Source organism: Streptomyces sp. CB00316, assembly GCF_001905595.1.
In the GTDB taxonomy this organism is placed as follows: Bacteria; Actinomycetota; Actinomycetes; order Streptomycetales; family Streptomycetaceae; genus Streptomyces.
In genome coordinates this window covers 163,886-181,515 of record NZ_LIXI01000015.1, presented here as the reverse complement: position 1 = coordinate 181,515, position 17,630 = coordinate 163,886, and the positions used below count along the sequence as shown (strand labels likewise).

17 protein-coding genes are annotated in these 17,630 nt (G+C 67.4%); 6 read left to right on the top strand and 11 right to left on the bottom strand.

The genetic code is table 11. The annotated features are described in order from the left end of the window. Window positions 1-171: 171 nt before the first annotated feature. The 8 genes from AMK21_RS31860 to AMK21_RS31825 are packed head-to-tail and all read right to left on the bottom strand — an operon-like array spanning window position 172 to window position 8,505. The gene (locus tag AMK21_RS31860) at window positions 172-750 is read right to left on the bottom strand and encodes a DUF4913 domain-containing protein (protein WP_073882619.1); all 579 of its coding nucleotides are present in this window, start codon (window positions 748-750) and stop codon (window positions 172-174) included. Beyond that, on the bottom strand, window positions 740-2,488 hold the full coding sequence (locus AMK21_RS31855; RefSeq protein WP_073882618.1) for a type IV secretory system conjugative DNA transfer family protein: 1,749 nt from the start codon (window positions 2,486-2,488) through the stop codon (window positions 740-742). Before AMK21_RS31855 ends, AMK21_RS31860 begins: the two co-directional genes overlap by 11 nt. Continuing rightward, window positions 2,485-4,011, bottom strand: a complete 1,527-nt coding sequence (locus AMK21_RS31850; RefSeq protein ID WP_073882617.1) for an ATP-binding protein — start codon at window positions 4,009-4,011, stop codon at window positions 2,485-2,487. The genes AMK21_RS31855 and AMK21_RS31850 overlap by 4 nt, the downstream gene beginning before the upstream one ends. Next, the gene (locus AMK21_RS31845) at window positions 4,011-5,459 is read right to left on the bottom strand and encodes an SCO6880 family protein (protein ID WP_073882616.1); all 1,449 of its coding nucleotides are present in this window, start codon (window positions 5,457-5,459) and stop codon (window positions 4,011-4,013) included. Before AMK21_RS31845 ends, AMK21_RS31850 begins: the two co-directional genes overlap by 1 nt. Then, a complete protein-coding gene (locus tag AMK21_RS31840) occupies window positions 5,456-6,967 on the bottom strand; it encodes a hypothetical protein (RefSeq protein WP_073882615.1) in 1,512 nt (503 codons plus the stop codon). Before AMK21_RS31840 ends, AMK21_RS31845 begins: the two co-directional genes overlap by 4 nt. Further along, window positions 6,964-7,755 carry a hypothetical protein gene (locus AMK21_RS31835; protein WP_073882614.1) on the bottom strand — a complete coding sequence of 264 codons (792 nt, stop codon included), beginning with the start codon at window positions 7,753-7,755 and terminating at the stop codon, window positions 6,964-6,966. Before AMK21_RS31835 ends, AMK21_RS31840 begins: the two co-directional genes overlap by 4 nt. Beyond that, window positions 7,752-8,033 (bottom strand): hypothetical protein, encoded by a 282-nt coding sequence (locus AMK21_RS31830; protein ID WP_073882613.1) that lies wholly within the window; start codon window positions 8,031-8,033, stop codon window positions 7,752-7,754. Before AMK21_RS31830 ends, AMK21_RS31835 begins: the two co-directional genes overlap by 4 nt. Before the next feature lies 1 nt (window position 8,034). After that, the gene (locus AMK21_RS31825) at window positions 8,035-8,505 is read right to left on the bottom strand and encodes a hypothetical protein (protein WP_073882612.1); all 471 of its coding nucleotides are present in this window, start codon (window positions 8,503-8,505) and stop codon (window positions 8,035-8,037) included. Between the two features lie 169 nt (window positions 8,506-8,674). On the opposite strand from AMK21_RS31825, the gene AMK21_RS31820 reads away from it, so the two are divergent. The 3 genes from AMK21_RS31820 to AMK21_RS31815 all read left to right on the top strand — a co-directional run bounded on the left by AMK21_RS31820 (window position 8,675) and on the right by AMK21_RS31815 (window position 11,358). After that, window positions 8,675-9,727, top strand: a complete 1,053-nt coding sequence (locus AMK21_RS31820; RefSeq protein WP_234422107.1) for an NlpC/P60 family protein — start codon at window positions 8,675-8,677, stop codon at window positions 9,725-9,727. Window positions 9,728-9,916: 189 nt separating this feature from the next. Further along, window positions 9,917-10,885, top strand: coding sequence for a hypothetical protein (locus AMK21_RS34975; protein WP_143194901.1), 969 nt, complete (start codon window positions 9,917-9,919; stop codon window positions 10,883-10,885). A 155-nt stretch (window positions 10,886-11,040) separates the two neighbouring features. Next, window positions 11,041-11,358: a hypothetical protein gene (locus AMK21_RS31815; RefSeq protein ID WP_143194900.1), complete on the top strand. Its 318-nt coding sequence runs from the start codon at window positions 11,041-11,043 to the stop codon at window positions 11,356-11,358. A gap of 225 nt (window positions 11,359-11,583) precedes the next feature. On the opposite strand, the gene AMK21_RS36460 is transcribed toward AMK21_RS31815, so the two are convergent. Further along, window positions 11,584-11,805, bottom strand: coding sequence for a hypothetical protein (locus AMK21_RS36460; protein ID WP_079181298.1), 222 nt, complete (start codon window positions 11,803-11,805; stop codon window positions 11,584-11,586). 897 nt (window positions 11,806-12,702) lie between these two features. On the opposite strand from AMK21_RS36460, the gene AMK21_RS31805 reads away from it, so the two are divergent. The 3 genes from AMK21_RS31805 to AMK21_RS31795 all read left to right on the top strand — a co-directional run bounded on the left by AMK21_RS31805 (window position 12,703) and on the right by AMK21_RS31795 (window position 15,623). After that, window positions 12,703-13,233, top strand: coding sequence for a MarR family transcriptional regulator (locus tag AMK21_RS31805; protein ID WP_234422106.1), 531 nt, complete (start codon window positions 12,703-12,705; stop codon window positions 13,231-13,233). Window positions 13,234-13,235: 2 nt separating this feature from the next. After that, entirely contained in the window at window positions 13,236-13,550 is a 315-nt protein-coding gene (locus AMK21_RS31800; RefSeq protein WP_073882610.1) for a hypothetical protein, read from the top strand. A gap of 1,029 nt (window positions 13,551-14,579) precedes the next feature. Beyond that, on the top strand, window positions 14,580-15,623 hold the full coding sequence (locus AMK21_RS31795; RefSeq protein WP_073882609.1) for a pentapeptide repeat-containing protein: 1,044 nt from the start codon (window positions 14,580-14,582) through the stop codon (window positions 15,621-15,623). A gap of 101 nt (window positions 15,624-15,724) precedes the next feature. Here the strand turns inward: AMK21_RS31795 and AMK21_RS37245 are convergent. Continuing rightward, a protein-coding gene (locus AMK21_RS37245) for an IS630 family transposase (RefSeq protein WP_420712533.1) occupies window positions 15,725-16,791 on the bottom strand; the annotation gives its coding sequence in 2 pieces (ribosomal slippage) (window positions 15,725-16,345 and window positions 16,348-16,791; 1,065 coding nt in all). A 162-nt stretch (window positions 16,792-16,953) separates the two neighbouring features. Beyond that, window positions 16,954-17,628 (bottom strand): hypothetical protein, encoded by a 675-nt coding sequence (locus AMK21_RS31780; protein ID WP_143194899.1) that lies wholly within the window; start codon window positions 17,626-17,628, stop codon window positions 16,954-16,956. Between the last annotated feature and the right edge of the window lie 2 nt (window positions 17,629-17,630).

Here is a 17,630-nt window from a genome sequence, read left to right as displayed (position 1 = left end):
ACCACCACACACCCCCACAACGGCGACTTCGCGCCGGTGGTCAAGCTGGCGGCCGTTAGCCGAATGGTAGAAACTCCACATTCCGAAGCCTTTCGTGTGCCATGAGCCATCAATTCCACCCGCCAGTGCAGCATCTTCAAATTTCCAGGCGAGATCTTTTGCGAAGTCGATTCATTCGCTTCTCCATGCACTAGGAACGAGCCCCGGCTGTCGGTGAATTACTTTATGTTCACCTTTAGTGCAACCTTGGAATGGCCCCGCCGATCCGCGAAGTTCACGAATGCACGGGTCGTAGTGGTCACGGTGCCATGTACTGGGTCCTGAGTAACCGCAACTTGTCGGATCGGTCAACTCCTGCCAGGCCAGCCAGAGGGCGTGGAGGCGGGCGATGGCTACGGGGTGTTCGGTCCATAGGTGGCACCAGCGGGAGTCGGCGGACGGTTCGGAGAGGTAGCCGGGGACGAGTACCCCCTCGACCCACTCGGCCAGGGCGCAGAGTTCGTCGTCGTAGGCAGGTGGGTCGAGGAGGAAGATGAACGGAGGTGACGCCCACTCGGGCTCGCTGTGCTCTTCCTCCGCGCCTTCGCCGCCCTCGTGGGCCTTCCCCAGTGTCACCAGGGTCGGGGCACCCGGGCCGTCTGCGGTGAGCTGGTCGAGCCGTCTGGTCAGTGCCCGGACTTGGGCTTGAAGGTCTGCGACGTCTTCGGCGACAACAGCCGCCGCGGGGAGCGGAGGGCTCTCATCGGGCATGGCGTGCGGCCTTCTGCTCCTCGTAGGCCGCGACCGCGCGTTCGGTGATGAGCACTTCTTCTGCGGCCTTCTGCGGGCCGATGTGCTGCATGGATGCTTCCTTGTACCAGGGGCGGAGCTGAATCTGGGCGATGGGCATGCCGGTGGCGAGAAGGAGTGCGCTGCCCTTGGGCATGGCACGGATCTGGGAGGGTTCCAGGATCTGCTCGCGTTGTTCGCTGCGGGAGGTGGAGCCGCCGTCCTTGCTCTTGGAGTACGAGCCGCGCTCAACGCTGCGCTGGCCGATGAGGGTGGCGATGTCGGCGACGAACTTGGGGTCGTCGACGCCGGCGCCGATGAGCTTCTTGGTGGCGGCGGACCACATGGCGTCCATGCCGACCTCGCCCCAGGCTCTTACGCCCTGGCGGTAGGACTGGAGGATGACGTAGGGCGTGATGCCTCGGGATCCGAGGTGGCTGAAGAGGTCGGGAAGGTCGGCGATCTTGCAGATGTTCGCGGCTTCGTCAAGGACGGCCCGGAGTGGTTCGGGGAGCCGGCCGCCGTGGCGTTCCCCGACTTCGCTGGCGGCGGTGAAGACGGCGTCGGCCAGGGCTGCGACGACGGAGGAGGCGGGGCCGCCCTTCTTGGAGAGCAGGTAGAGGGTGTCCTTGGAGAGGGCGAAGTTCTCGGGGTCGAAGCGGGGGCGGTGCTTGTCGGGGGTGACCCAGGCGAGGACTTCCTCGTCGCGGAGGCCGGAGAGGGCGGTGCGGGCGTTCTGGAAAATTCCGGACTGGGTCTCTTCGGCGATGTTGATGCTGGCATCGACCTGTTCGGCGAGGACGGGTTCGTGCCGGTAGAGGATCCGCAGCGGGGCTTTCTCGGCGGGGTTGGCGACCCATGACAGCACGTCCTTGACGCTCGCCCCGTCGTGCCAGGCGGCCCGGAACATCCCGACGAGGAGATCGCTCGCGGACTGGGACCAGAAGGGGTCGGCGCCCTCGGAGGTGACCTGGGCGATGAAGTGGGAGGCGAGGCGTTCTGTGCGCTCCAGGGTCTCCGCTTCGGCGAGCATGTCCCACCACATCGCGCGCTCGATCCGGGCCACCCCCTGAGTGTCGAGTGCCCAGACGTTCCCGGCCTGGGCGCGTTCGCGGACGGTGGCGGCGTAGACGTCAGCCTTGTTCGACGTCATGAGCAGGGCGGCGGGGGCTTCTTCGGCGACGGGGATGGCGAGCGAGGTGGACTTGCCAGCCCTCGGGGCCATGATCGCGAGGTAGGTGTCCTCGTCGCTCCCCCGCAGTTCCACCCTGGAGGGTGCGTGGTCACCGAGCAGGACACCGCGGTCAGGGGCCGCAACGTCCTTGACCGGTGTCGCCTTCAGGGAGGCCCTCAGGCGGGTCGCACTGTGGGCGGCCTGCTTCGGTGCCAGGTCCCGCATCTGATGCAGGGTCGCCATGTCGAGCGGGTGGTGGAACCACTTCCGCACGAACCGCACCACCAGGACCAGGGCGACTACCGCGAGGGCGTCGAGGAGCACGGCGCCGATGGCGCTGCTGATGGGTGAGGCCGCCCAAGTCTCGCACCAGCCGCTCCACCCGCGGAGCATTCGGAAGAGGGTGAGTGGGGAAAGGCCGGCGACGTCGGCTCCGGTGAGGAGCGCGCCGAGTGCGGCGCCGACCCAGGTGGTCGCGCCGAGCACGGAGATAGTCCCGACGGCAGCAGTTCCGGCGACCCAGTTGCGGTCGGAGTCGGTCATCATCCGAGGTCTGTCCCTGCTGTGGGGTCGGTGTGGTAGAGCTTCGCCTCGGTCGCGGTGAGTTCACTCGCGGCCGCGATGCCGGGCCTGGTGCCGACTTTGATCATGTACTTGCCGCGTCCGGGGTGGACGGCGTCGCCGGTGTCCAGGCCGGTACTCGTCGCGGAGGACCAGGAGGCGATCATCATGCGTTCCTGCTCGGTCAGCTCCCGCTTCCCGGTCACCCGGGTGAGTTCCTCGGCGCTGGAGGCTCCGATGACCCAGGTGTCGCACCGGTCCATCAGCCCGCGCGCTTTCGCCCGGTCCTCTTCCGTGGGGAGGGCTTCGGTGTCGAGGAGGGAGTGGGTGATGTAGAGGGTGATGTCGCCGTCGCCACGGGCGAGGCGTCCGATGGAGTCCATGGAGTCGACGAGGCCGGGGCCGGAGCGCAGGGCACGCCACATTTCGTCCATGGGGAGGATGAGGCGGCGGGACATGAGGCCGGTGCTGCGGGCGCTGTCGATGCTGGAGTAGGCGTAGGCCCAGGTGGCGATCATGCCCGCGCTGATGGTGTCGGTGCCGCGGGCGCGGAGGCGGGAGATGTCGACGGAGACGGCGGTGGCGTCGACGTCGAGCTGCTGGGTGGTGGGTCCGTCGAAGAGGCCCTTCAGCGGGCCGGAGCAGAGGTTTTCCAGTCCGGCGATGACGGAGCGGGTGAGGTCCTGGTACATGTCCCTGTGCGCGGCGAGTTTGGCCTTGAGCTGGTCGGGGGCCTGGCGCAGGACGGTGATGACGTCGGGGACGATCGGGTCCTCGCCGGGGCAGGCGTCGGCGGCGATCTGGACGGCGCAGGTGAGTGCGGAGCGCTGGATCTCGTCGGGGGTGCGGCCCAGGCCGTGCTTCGTCGACAGCAATGCGCCGAGCGTTTCGAGGCGGCGGCTGTTGAGGATGTCGAGGACGTTGTCCCGCTCCACCGTGCCGAGGAGGTGGAGGCGGTTCTTCAGCGGTCCGGAGTCGAGAGGATTGAGGCGGCCGACGCCGTCGCCGATCTGGACGACGCTCCCGCCGAGCTGGCGGACCAGGACGGTGTACTCGCCCTTGACGTCGCCGGGAATGACGGGCATGAACCCGAAGGCGCAGTAGAACAGCAGCATCCGCTTGACCAGGGCCGACTTCCCCGCACCCGGTTGCGACATGATCCACACGTTCGGATTCGTCGTCAGCTTCCCCACCCAGCCGGCCGGGTCCAGGCAGACGAGCTCGCCTGTGAGGACGTCGCGGCCGACGGGAACGCCGCGCGGGGGCAGCCCGGCGCCAAGAAGGAAGGGGTACATCCCGGCGGCCTGGGTGCTGGGGCCGGTGTAGACGGTGCCGGTGTCCTCGACCGCGGCCCGGCCGCCGAACCGTCCGCCCCACCCGAGTCGTGGGGCGAACAGCCGGCGCTGGCGCTGCTGTTCCGTGAGCTCGGCGTGCCGCTGGTCCCGGGTCTTCTCCGGTGCCGTGATCTTGCGGGGCGAGTCCAGGCGTGGCTGCTTGGCCCTGGCCATCACTTCACCAGAGGGTTGTAGCCGACGGGGAGCCCTGCCGCGAACACGGCGGCTTCCGCGCCGTAGGCGGGGCGCATCCGGATCGAGCGGGTCGCCTTGATCGCCCGCTCCACTTCCTGCCGGGCAGCGGGCAGTTCCTCCGCGCTGCGGGCGGTGACGGTGACCATGAGGGTCCAGTCGACGACCTGGGCGCCGCCGGCTGCCTGGGCGGCGGCCTTCTCCGCCTTGGCGTAGTCGGCCTTCTGGCTCCACCGGGCCCTGCCCTTGACCTGGGCGGTGGCCGTGGCGCGGTTGGCTGCGCTGTTGATCTCCCGTTCCAGCACCCGCTCGCCCTCGCGCGGATCCAGGACCCGGTAGGCGAGGGTGACCCGCCGCTGGAACCGGCCGGGGCTCACCAGCGGGAGGAGCGTGCTGTAGGGGATCGGCCGGTTGGGCATCGCGCGCAGGACCCAGGACACGCTGATCGCTCCGTCGTGGGCGTACTCCTCGAAGTGGTCGTCGGCGGCCTGCGGGCCGCATTCGCCCCAGGACAGCTCGCGGATCTCCTCGTCCCGCGCGTGGAAGGTGTCGGGGTCGTAGGCGGCGCGGACCAGGCGGCGCAGGTCGACGTCGGTGGCCCGGCGGATGATGTCGGTTCCGGTGCCGGACAGGTCGAGGGAGTCCACCACGCGCAAGGTCTCGGCGACCTGCTCGCCCAGGTCCAGCGAGGCGGTTGCGTTGGCGGAGGGGTCGACGGTGACGCTCATCCACGGTGACACCGAGGCGGTGGCGTGCGGTGCGGTGCGCACGAGTTCGTTGACGACGGACCGGGCGAGAGCGGGGGCGTGGGGGTCGCGGCGGGCCTTGATGTCGTCGCCGAGGGCCTCCCCGGCTCCGGGGGTGATCTGGATCGTGACGGAGGCTCCGCGGATCTGGTCCTCGGTGCTCATGGCGTCCAGCACACTCGACCATGTGCGGAGGTTCCCCCGCACGGTTCCGGTGGGGGCCATGAGGCTGCCGCCGGGAGCCAGGAGGGTGGAGACGGTCATGCGCCCGGTGGCCCGGTTGTGGACGACCCCGACGTCCCGCCCGGTGGTGGGGTCGTGGGCCTTGATCAGGGTGCTGGACGCGGCGACGCCGGGCAGGTCCAGTGCGTACGGGTGGGGCAGGAGAACGGCCCGGTAGGACGTCGTCTCCGAGCGGGCGGCGAGCTTCCAAGCCACGACCGCCCGGTAGTACGACAGGGCCGGCATGCCGTGCCGCCGCGACGCGGTCAGCCCGACCACCGCGATGGTCACCGGCATCGTCACGACCAGAGTCAGCGGCTCGTACAGGGCGATGAACGCCTCGGCCAGCAGCACTCCGCAGGCGATGAACGTCGCCTGCTGCGACAGGCTCAGGAACCCGTAGCTCCGGCGGGTCCTGAACCCCTCGACCCGCAGCGCGTTCGGTACCTCGTGGACCGTCACTTCGCCTCTCCTCCGTCTCCGATTTCGGAAGCGGCGCTCTGCACCGCGTCGTTGACCCCGTCCATCACCTGGAGAGCCATCCCCACCCCCGGCACGGCCGCCGCCGCACCAGTCCCCGCAGCAGCAGTAGTGGTTCCCGTGGCCATGCCGGCGTCCGCAGCTGCACCGGCCGCTCCGGCCGCGCCCGTAGCGCCATCGGCCGCCGCCGGGGCAGGCCCGGGGGCGGCCCCCTGGCTGGGCACGGACGCACCGCCACCCGCCTCACCACCCCCGCCGCTCTGCGGGCCCATCGACTGCTGGACGTAGCGGGCCTGGCCGACCGGATCCGCATCCGGCTCGCCCCCTCCCCCGCCCCCGCCCGAAGAGCTCTCGCCCCCCGAACCAGCGCCGGAGCCGCCGGAGCCGGAATCGCCCATGGCCTTGCCTCCAGCGCCGGCGGCCATCCCGAGCACGCCGCCCATCGCACCCCCGGCCGACATGCCGCCGCCGAGCTCCGCCCCGAACGGGCTGAAGAGCTTCGCCAACGGGCCCGGGGCAAGGACCGCGAGGAGCAGGGTCGCCAGTCCGCGCATCCACTCCACGACCGAGCTGGCGTCCAGCTCCGCGAAGCCCACGCAGATGATGACCGTGAGGATCGGCTTGTAGGCGATGACCATGCAGATCGAGGTGATGAGCTTCGGCGCCCACGACTGGGTGGCCTTGCCGCCCATCAGACCGGCCCCGGCGACCGGCAGGAGCAGGCACTGGATCGGGATCGCCGACTGCCTCAGGAAGATCAGCACCAGCTGCATGAACCCGACCAGCAGGAGAACCAGGGCCAGGGCGCCGACCAGGACCGGGTTCGACACGGCCGTCGGCACCATCACGGCGATGACCCGGTCGATGCCCTTGTCGTCGTCGAACGTCGCCTTCAGGATGCCCGTCGAGATCGCGTCGCCCAGCTTCAGCAGCGACACCACCACGGTCAGGCCGATCCCGGACAGCATCGCGTTGAGGGCGTAGCCGCGCAGGAACTCGCCCCAGTATTTCCCCTCGCCGGTGACAGCGGCCTTCCCGATCTGCCACATCGCCCCGAACGCGGCGATCACCCATCCCAGCCAGACCAGCATCCCGCCGAGAGAGGCGTCACGCTCGAACAGGCCGGTGTCCTCCAGGTCCAGACTCGGTCCCATCAGGGCCAGCGTGAGCATGGTCCGCAGCAGCCACTTCGTCGCGTCGATCGACGACCGGAGGATGTCGCCGATGACAGAGTCCCAGACGGCCTGCCACCACTCCTCCATCTTCTCTTCGGCCTTCTTCCCAGCCTTGTCGCAGACGTCGCCGCCCGTGATGAGATCCGCCCCGGCCTTGACGATCGCGCCGGTCGTGGTGCGGGTGGCGGTGTTCTTGCAGACGGACTCGGTGACCTTGCTGACCCCTCCTGGCTCCTCCTCCGCTGCGGCAGGAGGAGCCAGGAGCACGCCGAGAAGGGCGACAAGGGCCAGGAGGAGGACGGCGGCCCTTCTCACGATGCTGCTCGGATGGCGGTCCAGCGGGCGGTGTTGAACGCGGCGTCGCCGGGCGCGGCGATCGCCGGGCGCTGGTCTCGTCCGTGGCGGCGGATCGCGTTCTCGGTCGAGGCCGCCGACAGCCACCAGTCGCCGTGGCTCCATTCGGCGGCCGCCAGCAGGCTGGTGTAGGCGCTCTCCTCCTTCTCCGTCTCTCCGGGCCGCACTGTCGCGCGGGAGAGCAGCCACATGGTCACCTCGGTGGGCGAGGCTTCGATCACCTTGAATCCGATGACGTGATTGCGTGAGTACGCACCGGGGGGCAGGTCATCGTTCTCGGGCAGGCCCATGTCCCGGCGCACCGCAGTGTCGCTCTCCGCCGCAGCCCGCTCGATCTTCCTGATGTTCTCCTCGGTGCGGTCACCAGGAATCAGGTAGGACCCGTATACGTCACGCTGCACGTCCACATGGGTGTGGCCCGACTTCACCTCGGTGGCGTTGGCCGTTGCGAGCATGGCGACGGCCCCCTCAGCCGTCTGTGGGAACCCGACCTCGTTGCCGAACCGATCAGTTCGCGCTCCGCGGGGCAGGGCGGCCCAGCGCTCGGGTTCGGTCCAGTCCGAGGGCGCGTCGTAGGTCTTGTCCGTGCCCGCGTCCGTCGCAGCGGCGGCCGGCCGGTCCGACGTCTGAGACGGCTCGCTGTCGCCGCCGAAGAAGGCGGCGTAGCCGGTTAAGAGCAGCACGACCGCGGTGGTCCCTCCGATGCCCCAGCCGAGCCACCGGCGGTGCCCGCTCCGGTTCCGGCTCATCCGGCAGCCACCCCGTTGATGATGGCGATCAGCGATCCGGCGAGGACCACAGCGGCGAGGCCGCCGCCCATCCACTTGAACGGCTCCATGCCGTTGCCGTCGCGGCCCTTGTTGATCGTGGCCAGCTTGTAGCCGCCGATACCGACTCCCGCGCCGCCGGAGATCGCCAGGATCCACAGGCCGTACTCGAAGAGCGGCGTGACGACCTTGTCCGCGCCGGGGATCGGCTTCGGCTGAGCCGGCGGCAGCAGGTCCTTGGCCAGGATGATCCATTCCATGTCAGATCCCTTCGATGTGGCGACGGAGCTTCGCGGCCGCAGCGCTCACGTCCTGGTGGTCGATGGCGTCGGCCGGGTCAGTCACGGTCCGCAGCACCGGCAGGTAGGGCACCCGAACCGCCCCGGCCAGCCGCGCGCCGAGGGCGCGGATCCGGTACCGGGCGTCCGGGGGCGGCCCGGACGGAGCGTCGTCCACCGTGACGAGGCAGGGGCGGGGCAGTTCGGCAGGCCAGATTCGCAGGAGCTGCTCGACCCGGACCGCCCCGTAGACGGTGGAGTCGGCGACGATCACGGGCTGCGCCCCCATCGGCAGCGGGGCCCCGGTCGGCAGAAAGCGGGCGACGGCGCCTGCTTCGTGGTCGTGGTCGAGCATCACCTCAACGGTGAGCATCGCAACGTCGCAGCCGTGCGCGGCGATCAGCGCGTACCGCAGCCCCGTCCCCGTCCGTTCGGGATCGAGCTCGGTCGTCACGAAACCTCCCCTGCCCTCACGCGTTCACAGTGAGTAACTAATGGCGGAACCGGCTGGGCCAGGTGGCCCCCGGAGCCGACATTGAGACAACGCCTACGGGCCTGATCAGGCACGCTTTTGCCGCTGTGCTTCTCGAACGTGCCATCACCCGGCAGCGACGGAGCGTGACTTGAACACCATCGTCAAAGGGGCATTACTCGCGGTGGCCGGTGTGGCGGCCCTCGTGATGGTCCTGATCGCCGGTCTGCTCGGCAGCGCCGACGCCGACACGACCGACGACCAAGGCGGTGTCCAAGGTGTCCCGCCGGAGTACGAGCCGTGGATCCGCCAGGCGGTCGCCGAGTGCCGTCACCCGGAGCTGACACAGGCGTTGATGGCCGCTCAGATCCAGCAGGAAAGCGGATTCCGCGCCGGGGCGGGGTCGCATGCCGGTGCGCAGGGACCGGCCCAGTTCGTCCCAGGAACATGGGCGACCTGGGGTCGGGACGCCGACGGCAACGGGCGCAGCGACCCGCACGACATCGGCGACGCCGTCGTCGCGCAGGGCCGTCTCATGTGCTCGCTGCTCGGTCAGGCGAAGGGATCCCGGTACCGCGACGATCCGCGCCGCCTGGCGCTGGCCGGGTACAACGCGGGCTGGGGAGCGGTCCAGCGGTTCGGCGGGGTCCCGCCGGTGACCTTCGCGGGCGGGGAGACGTACCACTACGTCCGGATCATCATGGCGTCGATGAAGAGGTTCGAGGCGGCAGGCCCGGCCGGCTCGCTCGCTGTGCGCGGAAGCGGGCGCGGCCCTGACGCGCTGCGGCGGGCCGGCCACTACATCGGAACGCCGTACAGCTACGGCGGCGGCACCCCGAACGGGCCCGGCACCGGCTTCTGCGACAGCAGCAACGGCTACGCGAACGGGCGGTGCGCGGCGGAGTCGACGGTCGGGTTCGACTGCTCGTCACTGGTCCAGTACGCGTACTGGCCAGACGTCCGGCTACCCAGGACGGCGGCGGCACAGTACAACGCCACCTCTAACCAGCCCGTCGCCCGCGGCAACCTGAAACCGGGCGACCTCGTGTTCTGGGCCGACCGCTCCGGATTCATCTACCACGTCGGCCTCTACGCCGGAGAAGGCCGCGTCCTGCACGCCCCCCGGACCGGCCGCGACGTCCAGGTCCAGCCGCTCGACACCGCCATGCCGCGCGCCGACTACCACGGCGCGACCCGGGCGTAGGCGATCTTGGAAACTACGTTCAGACACCTGCCAGGACGTGGGCCTCAAGTGTCGTGCGACCCAGTGGCGAGAACACGGAGGCGGCAGGAGGCGCAGCATCCTCCTTTCTGATCATGACCAAGTACAGCACCCTCTGATCTTCATCAAGTCGCTGCCGGAACTGATCCCCGCACATACATAGTTGAGTCCATGGAAGATTGGAAACAGGCCATCGGACGCCTACGAGCCTGGCGGCCCCACTGGAGAGTCTCTTTTATTGCTATCGGATTGATGATGGCGACGATAGCGGCGTTCGGTATCGGACTCAACCCCATCGGCATACTTTTCATCATCGCTGGTTTCATTATTGGCTGTTGCGGCATACCAGCACTTGGCCGCTTCGTGGGCGAGAGTGAGATGCGTAAAGGAAATGACAATGTGGGCATGCTGATCGTCTTGCTATGCAGCGCCGCTTTAACGCCCACACTCCTAGCGGTCGACATCCTACTGGGCAGGAGAGTTGACAATTACGGTTTAACCCTGGCCGCCTTTTACCTAGGGTCCGTGTATTTTGCGTTACCCAAGGCCATGCTCTGGGTGGAGCCGAAAGATTTCCATCTTCAGCGACTCTCCAGTCGAATTCGGCGGGCTGCGATATTCAGGACCATAGCGAACGGAGCCGGTATTGGCGCTGTTGCCGCGCTCCTCAGTTTGCGATTCTTGGCCACCTATCCTGCACCACTAATTTCCATCACCTTGACCCTTATGGTCGCCATGGCCGTCGTCACTCACAAGACCTTCGCCCGAGTGCGCAAACTATGCACACAAATCTATATAGACGTTCAGGAGTTGCTTCGAAACCTGGACGATCTCGCTGATACACAAAGCGTCGGCAGAACTTTAGGGAGGTGGCAACTGAAGTCACACACGAACAACAATCGGCCCGAAAGGGAGAAGGCAGTCCACCGGAGCTGGGACAGTCTCCAGCTCGACCTTCGCACCACTATGGACAGCGGCTACCGCCTGTTCGCTATGCCGTTTCTCCCAGACAACGTGATAACCGATCTAGAAAAAACAGTATCGGCTGCAGTCGCCGACCCTGAAGCCGTCAGCCGCGCACAGCGCGAACTCCGCATGATCCTTAACGCATGCGCGGCGCGCATCGACGTCCTGGCCTAAGAACCTCCGCTTGGCTTCCGGCCGGGCCGGAGGCTCCACAAGCCGTGCTGTCCGCCAGTCAATCGTGCACTTCTGTTTCCCCCTTCGGTGGTATTCACGCTGCCGAGATCCCAGAGAGACCCCGACGCTGCGGATTCGCAGGCATGATGCCCCTCATGGACGCTCAGAAGATCCTCACCAAGGCCGACGAGATCGAGGCGGCACGGCAGGCCGCTCGGAAGGACGCGATCGGCCCGCTCGCTACGATCCTGGCCGAGCGCAAGCAGCTCGAAGCCGCCCTCGCCGAGACGGAAGCCCCTTACCGGAAGGCCTACACAAGGGCCGAAGCCGCCGGCTGGTCGGGCGCCGAGCTGAATCAGCTCGGCGCCGAGGTCCCCGAGCCGGCCCGGCGAGCTCGTGGAAAGCAAACCGGGACCCGCAGCCGACCGGCGTCCCCAGTCGAGGTCCCCCCGCAGGCTCCCGTGAACAATTGACCGCACCCTTTCACCCGCCGGTGACCTCCTTCAGGCTCAGGGGCAACGCAACTCCCTGGTGCAGCCAGCCTCCCCCAGGTCGCATCCGGTCTCGTAGCGCTGTAGACGCGAGAGATGAGTGCGGAGAAGGGCGGTCCTCTGCCGGTTGAGCCCAGGTCTCCAGCGTCCGCAGTCGCTCCAGGTCAGGCGGGAGGTCGTCGTCCATACTGATCCGCTGATCCGCTCCTATGCCGGTTCCCCGGCTCCGCAGCCCGGGTTGGCGGGCGGGCTGCTCCTCGCCCAGGACACACGTGCTCCAGTCCTGATCAGCCCACGCTCTTCGAGCTGGCCAAGCTGGTGGGCGACCGAGCCGGTGCTGGAGAGGCCGACCCGCTCCCCGATCTCCCGGACCGTGGGCCCGTGCCCGTGATCGGTGAGCCACGACGAGCAACGTCTCGGGAATCTCACTCTGGCATGGGCTCAGCCTACGAGGCGCGGGTCAGGGTCAGCTCATCCCAGGGGCGGGCGGCTGCGGGCAGCAGGGGCACCCCGGCGATCGACCAGTCCGACACGAGCGGCCCGGTCGACCGGTACGTCATCTGCGCGGCCGAAAGGCGCTGGTGGGGGTCTGGGGGAGGCGCCCGCAGGAAAGGGCGGTCCAGCGCACCCTTGGCGCTGGCGGTGGGTCTGGGGGTGCGTAGCCCTCAGTGCCCCGGTCGGTCAGATCGTTCCCAAGCAATGTGGTCCTGGGACGCAGTTGTCGTGACGGGCCATCGTATGGCTGGTGCGCCTGTGTTGCGGGTGGGCCGATGAACCCCTGCTGCTGAAGAATTCCTGAGCGACCACACACCCCTGATGAGCCATCAGCCACGGCACGTTAACCAGGTACGAGTGGTGGATACGGTCAGGCATCAGTTGCCAGCGCAAGCGGAGCGGACATCAGCCACTGTTTGCCGCGTTCCTCATCAGCCAGCGTTTGCCGCAGCGTTAGGGCGACGTAACACGGGTCCCCGAGGACCGGAGCGCTTGCGCGAGAACCGCAGGGCTGTCCCAACGCACCGTCAGTTGAGGACGTTTTCGATGCATAGAGAGGACGAAACCTCCGCAGGCCTCTGACCTGCGAAAACGATCAAGCTATCGGCATCCTGGAATGCCTATATCGGCATCCTAGGATGCCCATCCATGACCACTGGGGTCATGTCGTCAGTGGTCATCGAACGAACCCCAGGGTTCCTTCAGTGGCCGCTGTCTACATGTCGCGATTGGTAGGCGAACGAATCGCAGGGTTCCTTCGCCTACCGCGGGCGACATGTCGTCAGCAGTCACTGAAGGAATCGCCGAGTTCCTTCGCTTACCACTGACGACATGTCGCCCATGGTAATCTTTTGGCGTCAGAGAAAATCCCAGGTCAGGGGACGTAAGGTGCCAAGACAGCAAGGCCGAGAGCTGGTCAACACCTCGACCGGCGAGGTCCATGAGCTGTGGGAACCCGAGGAGGACGGCGGCCAGCGGCGGACCTACAACCTCGGCGGCAGGCACGGCCAGTTCTCGTTCGAACGCGTGCTTGCCATGCTGGACGGCGACTCGGGCATCACCGGGGATGCCTTCAGGGTGTTCTGGTACTGCGGGATCATGACGTACAAGCGGGGCGGTGCGAGCGCCAAGGAGGCGGCTGAGCACCTCAAGCTGACTCCGCAGGCAACGCGGAGGATCGCCAAGGAACTCTCCGAGAACAAGCTCTTGCTGGTCGCTGATCGTGTCGGCCGGACGATCAAGTACAGGGCGAGCCCGCACATCGTCTCCAGCCTCACCGGCGCGGAGCAGTCCGAAGAAGCGGCCGCATATCATCTTCCGACTCTGCCGGGCCGTCGCACCGGCGCGAAGCGAAGGGCGTGACCATGCATACCAGCGAGTACCCCGAACTCGAAGCTCTGCAGGCGCGCATAAGCGAGCTTTCCCACCTGAAGCAGAACATCGTCATGACGTACGCGATCCTGGGCGGCCTGGAACGCAGCGTCGAGCGTACGGCGGCCGTTCTGGCCAGCCTCATGGGCGTACCCGCCCCCCATTTCAGCCGTGCTCGCCGTGAACTGGAAGCCGAGGGCTGGCTTGAGCACACGCACAGCGAGGGCCAGGTGAAGTTCTACCGCCTGGGTGAGAAGGCCACGGGCCGAGAGGTGGTCGTTGCGTTTAGGAGCCGACCAACTGCATGATCGCTCCAGACCGTCGGGCCGAGGAAGGGACTCCTTCCTCGGCCCGACGCTTTTCGCTGCCGCCAGGGACTACATCCGCCGCGACCCCGGGAGAAGCGATGACGCGGGGCGCGCAGGCATAGACTGCCCGACAGTCGCTCTCTCTCGGGAGGGCCGACGGGAGGGGCCAGTGGGTACCGCCGTCTCTTCACCGGGACGGACCGCTGGCCCCGAATTGTGCCCGGGCAACAGCTTCTCCACGACCTCCTGTACGCCCGCTAGAGTTGCCGCGTGACGAGGCCGACGCACGACTGGATCCCGGAACGGCATCTCGGAGTTACGACCCGGCGGCGGCCGACGGGGACGCCTGCGGGAAACACCGGGTACAGAGGACGGCTCCGACGCTGAGACCGGTGCAGGCCGGAGGGGGCAGCAGTGCCGGCCCGGGTTCGGGCGTAGGCCCCGGTATGGCTTCAGAGGTATGGCCGGACAGCACGCGAGACAGAGCCGCCGCGAGCACAACACCCCTACGGCGTCCATTCGCTACACCGACGGGTCGACTCGTGAAGTCCCGCTTGAGATGCTGTGGTTGCGGGACTTCGTGGCCCCAGGTCCGTGCGGTGCACGGCATGGCGCGCTACTCGGAGCGTTTCCGCAGAAGCCAATGCTCACCAACTTGCGGAACCTACTCTAGGTTCCGCGATTCCGTGGACATTTCCGCGTGATCATGGACACCGTTTGGACATTTCCGCGTGATCATGGGCAACGGTAACGCTCGGTAGCGGTCAGTTGTCGACTGTTATCGATCTTCCGGTTTGGGCGGCACGTTCTTTTCGCACCGTCTCAGTATGGCTGCACAGCATCCGAGGAAGATCCGTAGCAAGCACAACACGAGGACGCTACCGCAGTCAGTTGCGCCAGGACCCCGTGCTTCGGTGGAAAGATCAGGAAGCCCGCCCCTCAATACGTTGCCTCTGCGGGACTCGTGCGGTGAGATGAGTCGTGCGCAAACAACGGGGACTTGTGATTCTGGGAGGCGTAGCGATAGCTATGGCTGCCATCGGTGCGGTGCTGCTTGTATGGCGCGGGCCCTGGTGGGCTGACGGCGAGTACCTGAGTGACAAGGAACTGCGCACCGGTTCGGCCGCACTGGTCACTGGCTTTCGGACCTCGGTCGTGCAGCTGTTCGCCCTCTTCGGGGCGGGCATCGCCCTTCTGTTCACCGCATTCAACTACCGACTCACCCAGCGAGGCCAGGTCACGGAGCGCTTCACTAAGGCATTGGAACGCCTCGGCTCGGCAGAGATGTACGTACGAATCGGAGGTCTCCTGGCCCTAGAGCAGATCGTACAAGATGCCCCTGGCCAGGCCGAGCACGCGACGCAGGTACTGAAAGCCTTCGTACGGGACCGGGCCGCTCGCGGTGCCGCCCCATCACCTCCGGTTGCCCGATCCATGCGCATCGCCGAGGCACGTCGGGCCGCTCGCGGCAGGGGTGGGGTAGCCAGCATCCCGGCCGCCTCCGTACGCACAAGGCCCGATGCAGACGTACAGCAGGCGTTGACCGCACTCATCGGACCACCGACCCAGCCGGGCGGGCACCCAGACAACAGCATCTGGGAGTGGAACGGGGGCTCTGAGCACGTGGATTCGGGCAGGAAGATCGATCTTGGTGACTTGAACCTCGCCGGAGCCAACTTTCACCGCGCGGACCTGTGTGGAGTCCGGTTGGACGGTGCCGATTTGAGCGGGGCCCGAATGACTCGGGCATACCTGCAAGGTGCCAGCCTGGAGGGGGCGAACCTGACGGGGGTTGAGATGTATCGGGCGAACTGCAACGGGACCCGGATGGACGACGCGGATCTCACCAATGCCTACATCGACGGTGCAGACATGGCGAACGCCTACGGGCTGGCAGTGGAACAAGTGCTGGTGGCGGAGGTGACTAGCCGGACGTCACTTCCGAGTTATATCGCGCAGGACCCCCGTGTGCTCGCGCGTATGGCGGAAGTGGAGAAGACCCTCGAAGACGAGTGGGAGGGTGCTCACCGCGAAAATGCCGAAAGGACTGCTTCGCTCCCGGTAGGCGAGTGAACGTGCTGAAACCCTTCAGTTGAGCAGGCCCCGCCGTCGCGGCTTGTTCAAGGGCTCGGGCTCGTACTACTGAGGTTGAACTTGTGATGTCGCTGGGTCGCTCAGGTGGGTCTGATGGTCAGGCCGGTCTCGGCGAGGCAGCCGTCTATGAGGTCGCTGCGGTACTGGATGTGCCGTAGGCCGCGTCGGATGCGCTGGACGAGGTGTTCGGGGGTGCTGAAGGCGACGTTGGAGAGCCAGCCACGCCGCAGCAGTGACCAGATCCCTTCGACGGGGTTGAGATCGGGTGCGTAGGGCGGCAGGTAGTAGATGGTCAGCCAGTCCCGGGCTTCGGCGAACTCCCGCAGGCCGGCGGCCTTGTGGACGTTCAGGTTGTCCCAGACGAGCACGATCGGGCCCCCGAGCTGCTGGTGGGCGGCGATCAGCAGGTCCCGGTAATCGCGCCAGGAGAAGCTTTTGCGTCCGTCGCGCTGACCGTCGTCCCGGCGTGGCCGGTAGATCAGCCGCGACCGGTGGCCGGGCTTGTAGCAGGTCAGCGCGGCGATGGATATGCGTCTGCGGGAACGGCCGCGGACCCGCACCACCGGGGTCCGGCCGCGCTGTGACCAGGTCTTCGCGTGCGGCGGCGTCATGGAGAATCCGGCTTCGTCCTCGAAGACGAGCCAGGCTCCACGGGCCGCCGCGAGCCTTCCGCGCAGGGCCACACCGCCTTGACCCACCCGGCCACCGCCTCGTCGTCCCGCTCGACCGCCCGTCGGGCCGGAACCTGGCAGGACCAGCCATTGCGCACCAGGAGCTTGCGCACGCCCTGGATCGTGTAGGTCAGGTGGAAGCGCCGACCGATCACCGTCTTCACCCGGCTCAGGGTCCAGCGCTGGTCCTCCCAGCCGTGAGCGGCCGGCCCCTTGGCCAGCTCCACCTCCAACTGCGCGAACTGCTTCTCGCTCAGCCTCGGCAGCGACGCCGGACCCTGTGACTGCAGAGCCCGCGGACCACCCTCATCCCACGTCCGCCGCCACCGCTGCACCGAGCGGACGCTGACCCGCAGGTCCTTCGCGATCACCGAGCTCGCCTCACCCTGCGCGAACCGCTCGGCGGCCTTCAGCCGTAACTCCTCGCGGAACTGCTGCCGTTCGGCGGTCAGCCCGCCCCCTTGTGGATACCGCATGTCTTCGGTGATACCGCACAGGCGACGAGCCGTCAGCCCTTATGACATCACGAGTTCAGCCTCAGTAACTGCTGGCGGTCGCGCTTCGACATGCGCGCCAGCGTAGCCACTGCTTCGGCCGCCCGGCAGGGCGCGAACTGTCGGTGCTTCCAACGCGGTTGATTAGGATGCGCCGCTCTGTCTGCGGTGGCTAATCTCCTGTCCGACCAGGTGGTCAGCCCAGGCGAACCACGGCTCCATGTCCCCGAACGCCCCGCCGGTCTTCGCCTCGCTCAGAAGAAGGTCCAGGCCGCCGTCTGCGACGTCCCATCCTCCGAGGGATTGCGCGTGGGCGAGGATCTTCTTCCGGTCCTGCTCAAAGTGGTCGAGCGGACCGCCGCTGCACCCGGGCAACAACCGTTCTCCGGGCAGCGAGAGCACGGCGCACAGGGTGCTCATCCACGGCTCGGCAGTCAGCTGTTCCAGATCCTCTGCCGAAAAGCCGGGGGCATCGGCGGCCAGCCTGTCCAGCAGCGCGGTCGCAAGCACCACGCAGGCGCTGACGTGCTGCCACGCCAGATTCTCGACGGCGATCTGGTAGTCGACGGTGGCCTGCTCAAGTTCCAGGAGCGCCCCGGTGTGACGGGTGAACCGCTGTCCCTCGGTGTAGCGGTTCGTGTTGCTGAGCGTCTGGTCGACGCGGTGCCCGAGGGTGTTGGCGCTCCGGAGCTCGTGTCTCAGGTCCGCGCACGCGCAGAACAGATCGCGCAGGGCCTCCACCTCATCGGATGTCAACCGGTCCAGCTCGGTGAACTGCGGAAGCGAAGTCACGGTTCCTCCCAGGAAGTCGCTGCTCACGG

Coding starts and splice junctions, on each gene's coding strand:
- AMK21_RS31860 (WP_073882619.1), bottom strand. CDS start 750: ATGCCCGATGAGAGCCCTCCGCTCCCCGCGGCGGCTGTTGTCGCCGAA.
- AMK21_RS31855 (WP_073882618.1), bottom strand. CDS start 2,488: ATGATGACCGACTCCGACCGCAACTGGGTCGCCGGAACTGCTGCCGTC.
- AMK21_RS31850 (WP_073882617.1), bottom strand. CDS start 4,011: ATGGCCAGGGCCAAGCAGCCACGCCTGGACTCGCCCCGCAAGATCACG.
- AMK21_RS31835 (WP_073882614.1), bottom strand. CDS start 7,755: ATGAGCCGGAACCGGAGCGGGCACCGCCGGTGGCTCGGCTGGGGCATC.
- AMK21_RS31830 (WP_073882613.1), bottom strand. CDS start 8,033: ATGGAATGGATCATCCTGGCCAAGGACCTGCTGCCGCCGGCTCAGCCG.
- AMK21_RS34975 (WP_143194901.1), top strand. CDS start 9,917: ATGGAAGATTGGAAACAGGCCATCGGACGCCTACGAGCCTGGCGGCCC.
- AMK21_RS31815 (WP_143194900.1), top strand. CDS start 11,041: ATGGACGCTCAGAAGATCCTCACCAAGGCCGACGAGATCGAGGCGGCA.
- AMK21_RS31805 (WP_234422106.1), top strand. CDS start 12,703: ATGTCGCCCATGGTAATCTTTTGGCGTCAGAGAAAATCCCAGGTCAGG.
- AMK21_RS31800 (WP_073882610.1), top strand. CDS start 13,236: ATGCATACCAGCGAGTACCCCGAACTCGAAGCTCTGCAGGCGCGCATA.
- AMK21_RS31795 (WP_073882609.1), top strand. CDS start 14,580: ATGGCTGCCATCGGTGCGGTGCTGCTTGTATGGCGCGGGCCCTGGTGG.